The sequence below is a fragment of the Paraburkholderia graminis genome, from assembly GCF_003330785.1.
Taxonomy (GTDB): Bacteria; Pseudomonadota; Gammaproteobacteria; order Burkholderiales; family Burkholderiaceae; genus Paraburkholderia; species Paraburkholderia graminis.
Genome location: NZ_CP024935.1, coordinates 1,793,656 through 1,806,671 on the forward strand (window position 1 = coordinate 1,793,656; position 13,016 = coordinate 1,806,671).

Genomic DNA, 13,016 nt, shown 5'->3' on the forward strand with positions numbered 1-13,016 from the left:
GCCCGGCTCCGGAGAAAACCCCGCAACCCGGCGCGCGTCGCGCATCAAGCGCCCACACTTATCGGCTGTTAGTTTTTAAAGATCGGTTCGCACACTTCACAGCGCCCACTGCAACCACCCTGGCACTGCTTCGTTCTGCGTCGCTGCATCAGCAGCAGAGAAGCGAGATTATGAAGAACTTCCGTCGCGCCGTCAACAGGTTTTTGCTACTGACTGAACCCGCCGCCACCGCTGGAAGCCTTGCCGCTATTGGCTCTCCCGCTTCCCGTGCCCCGGCGTCCGGAGCACGAAAGAGCGAGATTCTAGCGAGCCGGCCGGCGCCTTGCAAGCGTTATTTCCACATAAGGAAATTGCCCCAAAACGATTGTCACGAGCAATGAAAACCGGACCGTTCAACCTCCCGCAATCGTGCGCTTATGCATGACGCGCTCGACCACTGCGAGGTAGTGATCGATATCCGGCGTCGCGCGATTTTCTTCTTTTGCGCGGTCGTCCCATTTACGCAGACGCAGCGCGTCCTGTGCGTACGGCTTCTCGAGAAACGCTTCCGCTTCGTCGCGGCTGAAGATCCCGCCTTGCAACTGCAGACTTCGCACCGAATCGGCGGAAAGCTGGTCGAAATACGCGTCGTCGATGGCGCAAAGGCAGCGCTTCGCGTCCACATGCAGGCGAATCGGCTCCAGCACCGCGTCCGGCAGCACGGCGCGCAGAAACGGCAACGCGAAGTACTGGTGCAGATCGTCGATGCCCCGCTCCGTCGGCGTCGCGCCTTGGAGATTCAGCAAATGTCCGAGGTCGTGCAAAAACGCGGCGACGACGAGTTCGTCGTTCGCGCCCGCTTCTTCCGCGAGTGCGCCGCTTTGCAATGCATGCTGGAGTTGCGTGACCGGTTCGCCGCTATAAGCGATGCCGCCATATTGCTCGAACAGCGAACGGATGTCGCTCACACTCAGTGCCACGCCGTCACTCCCACGGTAAAGAAAAAGTTTTCAGATTGGTAAAGCTCTTCATCGCTTCCTGAACGCCTTCCTTGTATCCGAGCCCCGAATCCTTGATTCCGCCGAACGGCGTCAACTCGATCCGATAGCCCGGCACTTCCCACACGTTGACCGTGCCCACCCGCAACTCGTTGATGAAACGCGTGATCGCGTCCTGTCGGTTCGTGCACACGCCCGACGACAAACCGAATCGCGTGCCGTTGCTGATGCGGATAGCGTCGTCGAGCGTGTCGAACGTGATGATCGGCGACACCGGCCCGAAGGTTTCCTCACGCACCACGCTCATTTGGGGCTCAACTCTGTCGAGCACCGTCGGCGAATACAGCGCGCCATTGCGCCGATTGCCGGCAAGCAAACGCGCGCCGCCCGCAATCGCCTCGTTCACGCGCGATTCGAAAAGCTGCGCCGCCGCGACGTCGATGACCGTGCCCATCTGATTGGCCGCATCGAATGGATCGCCGAAGCGCCAGGCCCGCGTCTTCTCGACGACCAGCTCGGCGAAATCCGCCGCGACGCGTTGTTGCACGAGCATCCGCTTGACCGCCGTGCAGCGTTGACCCGAGTTCTTGTACGAGCCCTGCACGGCGAGCGTCGCCGCGCGCTCGAGATCGGCGTCGTCGAGCACGATCAGCGGATCGTTGCCGCCCAACTCGAGCACGACACGCCGATACGCCGCCTTCGCCGCGATGTATTTGCCGATCGCCACGCCGCCCGTGAAGGTGACGAGTTCAGCCAGCGGATGCGTGATCAGTTCATCGGCGATTTCGCGCGGGTCGCCGGTCAGCACTTGCAGCATCGGCGCGGGCAAACCGGCCTCGTACAGAATGTCGGCGAGATAAAGCGCCGATAACGGCACCTTCTCCGACGGCTTCACCACGACGCGATTATTCGTCGCGATTGCCGGCGCGATCTTATGCGCGACCTGGTTCATCGGATGGTTGAACGGCGTGATGGCGACGATCACGCCGGCGAGCGGCTCGCGTTGCGAAAACACGCGCCGCCGCTTGCCGTGTGGCGTCAGATCGCAGGCAAAACTCTGCCCGTCGTCGCGCAATGCTTCCATCGCGGCGAACTTGAACACGTCGGCGACGCGGCCAATTTCATAGCGCGAGTCCTGCTTCGACAGACCCGATTCCAGCGAGATCAGATCCGACGCCTCTTCGGTTCTCTCGCGCAACAAAGCGGCCGCGCGCTCGAGAATCTGCGAGCGTTCATAGCGCGTGAGCTTCGGCTGATAAGCCGCGGCGTAGTTGAACGCGGCGCGCACATCGTCGACGCTTGCAAGCGCGGCCGTGCCCACGCGCGTACCCGTGTATGGATCGAACACGTCGAACGAGCGAGGACGCGCCGGGCGTTCGCCTTCGAGCCGCAGCGTTTCCGCCCGGAAGGCCGGATGGTCCCGCAGCGTCGTGTTCATGATGCCGACACGCGGTTCAATGCGACGTCGAAGATATCGAAGTTGCGCAGCCGCCGGCCACTGTCCGCGGTAGGCGATCCTTCTACGCGCCGATTGAAAAGCAGCGGCACTTCCTGTTCCGACAAGCCGCCATGCGAGCGCAACGGCACGGTCAATCCGGAAAGATCGTGCTCGTCGCAGCGTGTGCCGAGCACGACATGCTTCGTGCCGATCACAACGATGTCGCCGACGCGGTCGTTGGGCAACTCGAAGCGTTCGCACGCGGCGCGGTTATCGAGCGCGAGTTCGACTCCCGCAAGGCCGCGAATACGCTCGATCACCTGCGCGGCGCTCACATCGCGTGGCAAATAGATTGTCGCGAACGAACCGAGCGCGCCGTGATGCACCACGTACGGGTCCGTGATCGGCAGAATCACGCGCGCCCTGCGAGCGCCGAGCCATTCGTCCAGCACGTCCTGCAGATAGATCACGTTCGGCTCGCCGGTTTGCGGATCGTGCTTCGCGTTCATGCCGTGATCGGCGGTCAGTCCGATCACCCAGCCGAGCGCGTCGAGTTGCGCGAGATAGCCGTCCATCATCGCGTAGAACGCGTTCGCGCCTTCGGTGCCCGGCGCGAATTTGTGCTGGATGTAATCGGTCGTGGACAGATACATCAGGTCGAGCGTGCGCGTTTGCGCGAGCCGCACGCCCGCCGCGAACACGAACTCCGACAGCGCCGCGCTGTACACGTCGGGCAGCGGCAAGCCGACCAGATCGAGCACTTCGTCGATGCCGTTTTCCTCGCGCGTCACCGTGTCCGCTTTTTCCGCCGAAAAGCAGATGCCGTTCAACTGCCAGCCCAGCAAGCGGCGCAACTTGTCTTTCGCGGTGACGACGGCGACCGCCGCGCCGGCTTCGCTCGCGGCAGCCAGCAACGTGCCGGCGCGCAGATAGGCCGGATCGTTCATCATCACTTCGGCGCCCGCACCATCGTTCGCGTCCGGGTCCCAGAAGTAATTGCCGCAGATGCCGTGCACCGAAGGCGGCACGCCGCACACGATCGACAGATTGTTCGGGTTGGTGAACGACGGGATCACGCAATCGCCCTTGAAGGCCGCGCCACCCTTCAGCATCTTGCCGACGAACGGCGCAACGCCGGCCGCGACCGCCGCCTCGAGATAATCGAACTCACAGCCGTCGACGCACACCACGACCGTCGGTCGCGACGGCAGCCTGTAGCGGCGGCCGTTGACTTCAATCATCCGCCCAACCGTTTCTTCGTTCGTGCTTGCCATTGTTCCCGTCCCTGCGTGCCGCGCACGCATGCTCGAGCCAATCGGTTATGACCACTTCATCGCTTCACTCGTCCGACGCCGGCGTAAATCGCGCCGCATCCAACTGGCCTGCCGCCGCGCCGCTTTCCTCGCACGCCGCATGCGCGCGCTGCAAGCCGCCGTGCACATGAGCCTGCATCAGCGCCGCGGCACGCGCGGCGTCGCGTGAAGCCAGCGCGGTCAGAATCGCGCGATGCTCGGCCAGCGAGCGCTCCATCGCGTCGGCATGCACGACCAGCGCCGCGCGGCGAAAAAGACTCAGCTCGCTCACCAGCCTTCGATACGTCTCATACAGCTTCACATTGCCGGCCGCCGCGACGATCGCATCGTGAAACGCGACGTTGGCGCGCGCATACGCGTCGGCGTCCTGCGTGTCGAGCGCGGCGCGCATCGCGTCGAGCCAGTCGCGCAGCACCGCGAGTTGTTGCGCGTCGATGCTCGCGGCCAGCATGCGGCACGCTGCCTCCTCGAGCACGGCGCGCACCGCGTAAATTTCGTCCGCCTCGGCGAGCGACACCGTCCGCACGAACACGCCGCGGTTCTTCTCAGTGCGCACGAGCCCCGCCTGCTCGAGCGCCCGAAACGCCTCGCGAACCGGCCCGCGCGACACGCGCAGACGCGCGGCCCACTCCGCTTCGTTGAGCTTGTCGCCCGGCGCAAGCTCGCCCTCGACGATGTGCCTTTCGATTTCGTCGCGGACCAGCGCCGTCAGCGAATGCCGGCGCACAACCTCAATCGGATCGACAGAAGCAGTTTGCATATATTCGGTCATTTTGACAAATTTCGCCACATCAAAAAGGACATTTGCGCGACGGCGTCTCGTGAGCCAGACGCGCAACGCAAGCAGGGAAATCGTGGATACGGGCTCAGTCGATCCGGCGACGCGGCACGCGCGCGGCAATGACGAGCAGCGCGGCAAGCGAAACGAGCAGCAAGATCAGCGACAGCGCCGACGCCGGCAAGTAATAACCACGCTCCACCTGACCGACGACCACGATCGGCACCGTCGCGAAGCCCGGCGGATAAACCGTGAGCGTCGCGCCCAGTTCGCCGAGCGACAACGCGAAGCCGAGCGCGAGACTCGCGCGGATCGCCGGCACGAGTTGCGGCAGCACGACGCGGCGCAGCACCATCGACGGAGGCGCGCCGAGGCTCGCGGCCGCTTCGCGCAGAACGGTCAACTCGGGGCGCAGCGCGGCGGCCGCGCATCGGTAGCAGAACGGCAGGACCAGCGCGAGTTGCACGAACACGACGATCGCCGCCGAACTCGACAAATCCACCGGCCGCTTGTGATACGCGATCAGCACCGCGAGCCCGAGCACGACGCTCGGCACGCCGTTGGGCATCATCGCGATGGTGTCGACGAAAGCGCCGAGGCCGCGCCGGTCGCGTCCTTCGAGCGCAAGCGCGAGCCAGAGCCCGAGAATCGTGCCGAGCACGGCGACGCCCATGCCGATTTCGAGGCTCGTCGTCAGCGCGTCGAAATCGCTCGACGAGAGCCGCTCGAACCAGCGCGTGCTGAAGCCGTCGGGCAGGATCGTGCCTGACCAGTGAGCCGCCACGCTCGATAGCGCGACCACGATCACCGGCAACACGAAAAGCCAGAAGCACAACAGCGCCGCAAAGCCGAGGAACAATCCGCCGAGCATTCTGACGACGAGACTGCGGCGCACCGGCCGCGCCTTCATGTGCATGACCGGCAGCACGGTCGGATCGAGTTCATCGGCCATGACCCGCTCCTTTCACTTTGCGGCGATTGACCTGGCGGTACAACGCGTACAGCGACAAAGACATGACGAGCATCACGACCGCGCCGGCGGCAGCCGTCGGCAGATCGAGATCGACGGTGGCCGAACTGTAGATCGCGACCGGCAACGTAATCAGATGCGCGCTGCCGAGCACGAGCAGAATGCCGAACTCGTTGAGCGTGAGCAGAAAGCACAGGATCGTGCCCGCCGCGATGCCCGGCCACGCGAGCGGCACGATCACCTTGAACGCGACCATCCAGCCGCTCGCGCCGAGGCTGCGGGCGGCTTCGATCAGGCGCATGTCGAGCGTGGCGAACGAGGCCAGCGTCGGGCGAACGACGAACGGCGCGTAGAACACGACTTCGGCGAGAATCACGCCGCCCACGCCGAACAGAAAATCGAGCGGCGGCGCCTGAAGATGAAAGAGCCGCTGCAAGCCGATGCTCACCGAGCCCTGCGAGCCGTACAAAAAGATCAGCGTGAAGGCGACGAGGAACGACGGGAACGCGACGAACAGTTCGAGAAAGCGCGTGACGAGGCGCGCGCCGGGAAACGGCTTGAAGAACAGCAGTGAGGCAAGCGCCACGCCAAGCAGCGACGCGAGTCCTGCGCTCGCGAACAGAATCCATAGCGTCGTGCCGATCACGCCGCGCGTTTCCGGATTGCCGAAGAACGCCGCATACGCTTGCAGACCGAAGCCATGCGGCCCGCTCAAACTCAGCGCCACCAGCCGCACGAGCGGATAGATGACGAGCGGTCCGAGCACGACCACCGCGATGAACAGCAGATGCCATTGCGCCGCGCGCTGGCGGCGCTTCACCGCGGCGCGATGCGAAGCGGCGCTCGCGCTGCGGCGAGCGTCGGCGGCTGCGGAAGCCGACGCCGATGCGGTCAGCGAAGCCGGCGCCTCAGGGCTTGATAAGGACGACATCGTCAGCCTCATAACGCAGGGAAACACGCGCGCCTTTCTCCGGCATCATGCCGTGGCCGCGCTGCATCGTGACGAGCACCGGTTCGTTCGGCATTGCGTCGAGCATGACGGAAACCGACAACACCGCGCCATACCATTCCACCGACGCAATCGCGCCATGCAAGTGCCCTTCGCCGAGCGGCACGATGCGCAGCGCCTCGGGCCGCAGACAAGCGACGCGCTCACGCTCGTTATAGCGCGAGTCGTCCATGCTGAAAGCGACTTGCGGCGGCAGCAGATTGGCCGCGCCGAGATAGCGCGCGACGAACGCGTCGGCCGGCGCGTCGTATAACTGTTGCGGCGTGCCGAGCTGCGCGATGCGTCCGTCGCGCATCAGCAGCGTGCGGTCCGAGAGCACCAGCGCGTCGTCCTGATCGTGCGTCACGCAGACAATCGTCAGATGCGGCAGGCGCTCGTGCAGTGCCTTGAGTTCGGAGCGCACCGACGCGCGCAGATTGGCGTCGAGTGCGGACAGCGGCTCGTCGAGCAGCAGCACGTCCGGCTCGATCACCAGCGCGCGGGCGAGTGCCACGCGCTGCTGCATGCCGCCAGAAAGCTGCGCGGGCATCACATGCCCGGCGTCGCCGAGTTGCACGAGCTTCAACGCATCGGCGACGCGACGCGTGATGTCTTTCGCCGATACGCGCCGCGCGCGCAAGCCGAACGCGACGTTCTCGAACACCGACAGATGCGGAAACAGCGCGTAGCTCTGGAACAGCAGCCCGAGATTGCGCTTATGCGGCGATACGTGCGTGAGATCGTGACCGGCAACGGTCAGCGTGCCCGACAACCCGTCCGCCTCGATGAAACCGGCGATGAAGCGCAGCAGCGTGGTCTTGCCGCAGCCGCTGCGGCCGAGCACGGTCAGCAACTCGCCGCGCTGGATCGTCAGCGACAGATCGTCGAGCACGGTGCGCGAGCCGAAGCGCACCGTCAGATGGTCGATCTGCACGCCGCCGGGCGCGTCCGAACGCGCCGCGCCGAGGGCGTCCGGCGAGGCGCCGAGCGCGCCTGGATCAGCAAGACTGGCGGTATTCACCGAGTTCATCCTCCAACAAGATTGATGCGCGTGCAGCGCCGTGGCGGCTCAAAAAGATCGCGCAGGCGCTGCATGTTCCAGACTTACTTCGTATGCAAACTTACTTCGGCTTGACGACTTCGATCTGCTTGCCCGACGAACCGACCACGTCGTTCTTCCAGCGCGCGGTCCAATCGGCTTTCTTCGCCATGACCTGATTCCAGTCCACCGGAATCAGCTTCACGCCCGCGATGGCCTGCTTGACCGTTTCGCCGTTCTTGCCGGCGAGCGGCACGTCGGTGCGGCCAGGAATGCCGAAGATGTCCGGCACTTTCGCTTGCACTTCCGTCGACATCAGATAGTCGATCAGCTTCTTGCCTTGCGCCTGGTTCGGACCGTTCTTGATCAGACCGATCGCGTAAGGCAACTGGAACGTGGTCGGCTGGCCGCCCGGCGCCGCCGCGAGAAACACCGGCTTGAGCGACAAGCCGCCGTTGGCCGCGTCGTCGAGATCCATTTGCAGATCGCCGTTCGCGAACGCGATTTCGTTACGCGAGAGCAGCACGTCCAGATAACCCGTGCCCTTGGTGTGGAACTTGGCGCTTTGCTCGAGCTTCTTCAGATACTCGAACGCCTTGTCCTCGCCCATCAGCGACGACGTCAGGATGATCACGGCCATGCCGTCGCCGGCCGTCGCCGGATTCGAGTACGCGATCTTGCCGCTGTAGTCGGGATGCAGCAGATCGGCGAAAGTCTTCGGCGCGTTTTTCGTGACTTCAGGATTGATCGCGAACGAGAAGTAGTTGTTCACGAAGGTCGCCCACGCGCCATTGGATGCCTTGGCGATCGCCGGGACGTTCTTGTAGTTCGCGCTCTGATAAGCCTGCAGCAGACCGTTCTGGTCCGCTTGCTGGATGAACGGCGGCAAGGTCACGAGCACGTCGGCCTTCGGCTGATCTTTCTCGATGGTCGCGCGGTTCACCACTTCCCCGCTGCCCGCGGTGACGATGTTCACCTTCACGCCTTCCTTCTTTTCGAAGGCCGGCAACACGTCCTTGTAGAGATTTTCGAGGCCGTCGGCGGTGTAGAGCACGACGGCGTCGGCCGCGTGCGCCTGTATCGCCGCGCCGCCGAACAACGTGGCGGCCAGCAGCGCCGGCAACAGCTTGCGTGCGAGGCCCGTGGCTTGAGAGGAATTGGTCTTTGTCATGTCGCTTCTCCGAAAGGCTTAAAACCAGACGGCCGGGAAAACCCGATACCTGTTGTGATTGAACGGCGCGTGGGCCGCGCCGTTTGCGCTTTTATCTGTTGCCTGCGTGCTGCTTGCTTGCTGTTTGCGTAACCGTTGCGTGCGTGTTGACTGCTTGTTTGCCTGCATGTTGCCCGGCGGCGGCGCCGCTGTCCCGTGTGGATTGCAGATTGCCGACAACCCGAACGCGTGATGTTTGCCCCGGCATACAGCTTCTTACGACCTTCGCGCTGCCTGCCACGCCTGCATGGGCACGGCAAGGATCACAGGTTTCGATGACAACGCCATGACCATTCTGTCGAATTCCAAAAAACGACACAATTCGCCAATAATAGCCAAGCTGCAACGAAGTGCCAGGAGAACATGCTGGGGAATTCCGACGTTGCCGCCGGATGCGTGGCGGGTATCAGCGAACGAATTGCGCGGACGCGTGACCGGGCGGTTGTGTGGGCGTGTTGCATGCGCCTTTTTGCAACCGCCGCGCGTCGTACGGCGCGGCGGCCTGGGCATCTGCCTGCTTGCGCGCGTCGCTCAGGCAATCACGATTTCCGGACCATGATCGGTGATGGCCTTGCCGAGCGAGCGCTCGGGCGCCAGCTCGGTCACGAGATAGCGCGCCGATTCGATACCGTTGATGCGCACAGGCGTCACGCGGCCGAACTTCGAATGATCGGCGACGACGACCACGGTGTCGGCGGCGGCGATCATGCGGCTGCGCACCTCGGCGGCCATGCGGCTGTAGTCGGTCAGATAGCCGTCGGGCGAGATGCCGCCCGCGCCGATGAAGGCGAAGTCCGCGTGATATTGCGTGAGCTGGTGAACGGTGTCGAGCCCGAAGGTCGCGTCTTCGATGTCGGAGAGCTCGCCGCCGAGCAGCGTGACGCGATTGTCATTGCGCCGGCCGAGCAAGAGCGCGATGCGCCAGTCGTTGGTATAGACCGACAGGCGGTGGCGGTCGAGCAAGGCTCGCGCGACGGCCTGCGTGGTGCTGCCGGAGTCGACGATCAGCGATGCGCCGTCAGGAACGAACTGCGCGGCGCGCTCGCCGATCGCACGCTTCGCGCCCGCATTCGCGGCTTCACGGGTGTCGAGGTCGGGCTCGCGCCGGTCGCTCGATAGCGCGCCGCCATGCGTGGTGACGAGCAGGCCGCGCCCGGCCAGCGCGTTAAGGTCGCGGCGGATCGTCTCGCGCGACACGTTCAATTCGCGCACCAGTTCGGCGACCGAAAGCGCGCCGGTTTTGGCGACTTGCGCCAGGATGTATTGATGACGTTGTTCTGCCAGCATTCAGGACGGTTCCTTCGTCTTCCCGCGAGAGGCGTATCGCGCGGGGTGCTTCTTTGTCAAATGCCCTTGAAATAAGGGCTTTTCGTATCAGTAGTCGGTCGTCTGCAAGTTGCTGAGTTCAAGACGTTAGCGTAGCTTTTTTCACTCGCCAGCCGAAAACCTGCGCCGACCATGAGGTTCGATGCCAAGGCCGCGAAACAGCTAGAACGACGGCCGGACGCGTCGGCAAAAGCTGGGAGAGTGGCAAGACATTCGCACGCGCCACGACGCTGGCGACGCCCCCGTTCCTGCTCGCAAGGCACCAAATCAGCCTGTGACAGCTTCGCCGCCGGAATCATACACGGAGCGGAAACTGTGCGAGGACTTCGTCACGGGCCATATCGCCCGCAGGGCCATTGCTGCTCGCGCTGCCGACATGACCAGCCCAAGCAGATCCCATTGCGATAAAACCTGTATGGATGTACAGTATCCCACACGGAACCGCCGCTATTGCGCAGGCTGCCACGGCTGATGCATGCATCAGCCGATGGCTTGCAAAAAGTGGCAGCAATGACAGGCAGGCAGGGGGAATCGTGAGAAAACTGGGACTTGCGTTACTGACCGCGGCGTTCGCGCCGATGGCTTTCGGGGCCGGCACCTATTCGGAGGTGTGGAATCCGCCTGAGGCGCGCGCGACTGCCCCGCACCGGGCCGGCACCGCACACAGGCTCGCAGTACGACGCCATGTGGCCTTGCACGCGAAAAAGCTGCGTTCGCCGCGCGCGCTGGCAACTGCTCCACGGCTCGTGGCGAAGCAAGGTATTGCGCAAAAGACCTTGCGCAACGAAGAACCGGACATGTCCGAGATTCCGCGGCAAACCACGCCGGAAGGCAACGTGCTTCGCGTGAGAGGCCACGCGGCATCCGCTCACGTCGTGCGCTAATGCAATCGCAGAAGTAACGCGGCCACGACGTATGGAGTCACGCCATCGTTGAGCAAAACAACGGCGACTTCCGGTTCCCTGCTGGGTTTGTTGCTGTGCGGCTTGGCCCATACAGACAATCAACCCTCGCTGCTCAATCCCGAGCGACTCCAGTACCTCGAACCGCCGCTTCGCGGGGCGTGGCAGCAAGCGGCGCGTTCTCGAGATCGGCCGTCTCCACCACGACGCGCTGAAGCGCCCTGAACGGCGCAAGACACGCCTCGTCCGCGACACTCGACGTAATAAGCCGCCAGTCGCGCTCGAGGGGAGTCCAATGCTGCTGCCGCGAGCGGCCAAGCTTGTCGGCGTCCGCGAGCACGATGACCTGCGCCGCGCGCCGGATGATGCAGTCCTTCAGATACGCTTGCTGCGCGCTGGCCTCGCAAAGCCCGAAGCCGGCAACCACGCCGTCGGCGCCCAGAAACGCCTTGTCCACGCTCAAACGGCTCAGCGAAAGTTCGGCGAGCGGCCCGAGCGTGCTCATGCTCGTGTTGCGCAGATCGCCGCCGATCAGCGTCAGATGCACGCCCGGTGCATTGGCAAGCGTCATGACGGCAAGCAGGTTGTTGGTAACCACATGAAGATCAGCACGCGAGCCAAGATGCCGCGCGAGCGCTGCACAGGTGGTGCCGCCGTCAAGCAATACCGTATCGCCGTCGTGCACGTGCGCGGCAGCCGCACGCGCAATCGCTTCCTTCTGATCGCGCTGCGTCGCCTTGCGCTCCTCGAGCGACGCCTCCGGTTCATGCGAGCCGATAAGCGCGGTCGCGCCGCCATAGGTGCGTACTAGCCGCCGCTGATTGGCGAGCGTCGTCAGGTCACGCCGGACGGTTGCCTCGGACACGCCGAGCGCGGCGCTCAGTTGCTCTACGTTGGCGTCGCCGGTCAGGACGAGTTCGAGAATCGCGCGATGGCGCTCGGACGCTTTCATGGGTGTGATTCTGCTGTAACAAGGCTGCCGATGTTACACCACGGTTCGCACGCCATCTTCCGCGTTAATTGCGCGGGTTCAGCCGCGCCGCGTCGCGAGTTCCGCGCCCTGGCGCAGTGCTTCCAGCAGGCTGCGCTCGTCGGCGATGCCCTTGCCCGCGATGTCAAATGCGGTGCCATGATCGACCGAGGTACGGATGACTTCGAGACCCACCGTCACGTTCACGCCGGCTTCGAGACCCAGCACCTTCACCGGGCCATGTCCCTGGTCGTGATACATCGCGACGACGAGATCGAAGTCGCCCCGGCCCGCGCGGAAGAACAGCGTATCCGCGGGTAGCGGGCCGGTCACGTCCAGGCCGCGCTCCTGCAACACTTTCACTGCCGGAACGATCTTCTCTTCTTCCTCGCCGTAACCGAACAGACCGTTCTCGCCCGCGTGTGGATTGATGCCGCACACGCCGATACGCGGCTTCGCAATGCCGGCCTTGACCAGTGTCGCGTTGCCGCGCTCGATCGTGCGTTGCACGAGGCCCGGCTCGATCTTGCGGATCGCGTCGATGATGCCGATGTGCGTCGTCACGTGGATCACGCGCAGTTGCGGCGCTACCAGCATCATCGACACTTCATCGACGCCCGTCAGGTACGCAAGCATTTCAGTGTGGCCGGGAAACTTGTGCCCGCCCGCGTGCAGCGCTTCCTTGTTTAACGGCGCCGTGCAGATCGCGTCGATCTGCTTCGCCTCCGCGAACTCGACCGCGCGCGCGATGAACCGGTACGCGGCGTCGCCCGCGACTGCCGACAACTGGCCGAACGGCAGATCGTCGGGAATCAGATCGAGGTCGATGCAGTCGATCGTGCCCGGCTCATAGCGCGCTTCGGCCGCTTCCTTGATACGGCGGATTTTCGCCGTGCCGCCAACGATCTGAGTCGCGCGTTCGAGCCGGCGCGCATCGCCGATCACGAGCGGACGGCACTGCTTGTAAACGATGTCGTGCGCAAGGCTCTTGACGACGATCTCCGGGCCGACGCCCGCTGCGTCGCCCATCGTGATGCCGATTACGGGAAGGTAGTTGCTCATGGTGTTTTGCCTGGTCCTTGATGTCTGTGCTGTCCTGCCAGTC

At 64.1% G+C, this 13,016-nt stretch carries 12 protein-coding genes; 1 reads left to right on the forward strand and 11 read right to left on the reverse strand.

All coding sequences use genetic code 11. From position 1 onward, the window contains the following. Positions 1-392 precede the first annotated feature (392 nt). From CUJ91_RS26180 to CUJ91_RS26220, 9 genes are all read right to left on the reverse strand, one after another. Positions 393-959 (reverse strand): phosphonate degradation HD-domain oxygenase, encoded by a 567-nt coding sequence (locus CUJ91_RS26180; protein WP_114157511.1) that lies wholly within the window; start codon positions 957-959, stop codon positions 393-395. Positions 960-963: 4 nt separating this feature from the next. Then, on the reverse strand, positions 964-2,415 hold the full coding sequence (gene phnY / locus CUJ91_RS26185; RefSeq protein WP_114157512.1) for a phosphonoacetaldehyde dehydrogenase: 1,452 nt from the start codon (positions 2,413-2,415) through the stop codon (positions 964-966). Next, positions 2,412-3,689 (reverse strand): phosphonoacetate hydrolase, encoded by a 1,278-nt coding sequence (gene phnA, locus CUJ91_RS26190; protein WP_114157513.1) that lies wholly within the window; start codon positions 3,687-3,689, stop codon positions 2,412-2,414. The genes phnY and phnA overlap by 4 nt, the downstream gene beginning before the upstream one ends. Positions 3,690-3,753: 64 nt before the next feature. Beyond that, a complete protein-coding gene (locus CUJ91_RS26195) occupies positions 3,754-4,500 on the reverse strand; it encodes a phosphonate utilization associated transcriptional regulator (RefSeq protein WP_114158063.1) in 747 nt (248 codons plus the stop codon). Positions 4,501-4,594: 94 nt separating this feature from the next. After that, positions 4,595-5,458, reverse strand: coding sequence for a 2-aminoethylphosphonate ABC transport system, membrane component PhnV (phnV, locus tag CUJ91_RS26200; protein ID WP_006053231.1), 864 nt, complete (start codon positions 5,456-5,458; stop codon positions 4,595-4,597). Then, entirely contained in the window at positions 5,448-6,407 is a 960-nt protein-coding gene (locus CUJ91_RS26205; RefSeq protein WP_114157514.1) for a 2-aminoethylphosphonate ABC transporter permease subunit, read from the reverse strand. Before CUJ91_RS26205 ends, phnV begins: the two co-directional genes overlap by 11 nt. Then, positions 6,385-7,485 (reverse strand): 2-aminoethylphosphonate ABC transport system ATP-binding subunit PhnT, encoded by a 1,101-nt coding sequence (gene phnT, locus CUJ91_RS26210; RefSeq protein WP_114158064.1) that lies wholly within the window; start codon positions 7,483-7,485, stop codon positions 6,385-6,387. Before phnT ends, CUJ91_RS26205 begins: the two co-directional genes overlap by 23 nt. Before the next feature lie 100 nt (positions 7,486-7,585). Continuing rightward, complete coding sequence (phnS, locus tag CUJ91_RS26215) at positions 7,586-8,674, reverse strand: 2-aminoethylphosphonate ABC transporter substrate-binding protein (protein WP_029970318.1); 1,089 nt, start codon at positions 8,672-8,674, stop codon at positions 7,586-7,588. A 570-nt stretch (positions 8,675-9,244) separates the two neighbouring features. Next, positions 9,245-10,000 carry a DeoR/GlpR family DNA-binding transcription regulator gene (locus CUJ91_RS26220; protein WP_006053235.1) on the reverse strand — a complete coding sequence of 252 codons (756 nt, stop codon included), beginning with the start codon at positions 9,998-10,000 and terminating at the stop codon, positions 9,245-9,247. A gap of 572 nt (positions 10,001-10,572) precedes the next feature. On the opposite strand from CUJ91_RS26220, the gene CUJ91_RS26225 reads away from it, so the two are divergent. Beyond that, complete coding sequence (locus CUJ91_RS26225) at positions 10,573-10,923, forward strand: hypothetical protein (RefSeq protein ID WP_114157515.1); 351 nt, start codon at positions 10,573-10,575, stop codon at positions 10,921-10,923. Between the two features lie 133 nt (positions 10,924-11,056). On the opposite strand, the gene CUJ91_RS26230 is transcribed toward CUJ91_RS26225, so the two are convergent. Both CUJ91_RS26230 and pdxA read right to left on the reverse strand, forming a co-directional pair. Beyond that, entirely contained in the window at positions 11,057-11,893 is an 837-nt protein-coding gene (locus CUJ91_RS26230) for a DeoR/GlpR family DNA-binding transcription regulator (protein WP_035570305.1), read from the reverse strand. Positions 11,894-11,971: 78 nt separating this feature from the next. After that, positions 11,972-12,973: a 4-hydroxythreonine-4-phosphate dehydrogenase PdxA gene (gene pdxA, locus CUJ91_RS26235; RefSeq protein ID WP_114157516.1), complete on the reverse strand. Its 1,002-nt coding sequence runs from the start codon at positions 12,971-12,973 to the stop codon at positions 11,972-11,974. Positions 12,974-13,016 lie beyond the last annotated feature (43 nt).

Bases quoted from the DNA above. Each gene is read 5' to 3' on its own strand.
- CUJ91_RS26220 (WP_006053235.1), bottom strand. From the start codon at position 10,000: ATGCTGGCAGAACAACGTCATCAATACATCCTGGCGCAAGTCGCCAAA.
- phnA (WP_114157513.1), bottom strand. From the start codon at position 3,689: ATGGCAAGCACGAACGAAGAAACGGTTGGGCGGATGATTGAAGTCAAC.
- CUJ91_RS26205 (WP_114157514.1), bottom strand. From the start codon at position 6,407: ATGTCGTCCTTATCAAGCCCTGAGGCGCCGGCTTCGCTGACCGCATCG.
- phnY (WP_114157512.1), bottom strand. From the start codon at position 2,415: ATGAACACGACGCTGCGGGACCATCCGGCCTTCCGGGCGGAAACGCTG.
- phnV (WP_006053231.1), bottom strand. From the start codon at position 5,458: ATGGCCGATGAACTCGATCCGACCGTGCTGCCGGTCATGCACATGAAG.
- CUJ91_RS26195 (WP_114158063.1), bottom strand. From the start codon at position 4,500: ATGACCGAATATATGCAAACTGCTTCTGTCGATCCGATTGAGGTTGTG.
- pdxA (WP_114157516.1), bottom strand. From the start codon at position 12,973: ATGAGCAACTACCTTCCCGTAATCGGCATCACGATGGGCGACGCAGCG.
- phnS (WP_029970318.1), bottom strand. From the start codon at position 8,674: ATGACAAAGACCAATTCCTCTCAAGCCACGGGCCTCGCACGCAAGCTG.
- CUJ91_RS26230 (WP_035570305.1), bottom strand. From the start codon at position 11,893: ATGAAAGCGTCCGAGCGCCATCGCGCGATTCTCGAACTCGTCCTGACC.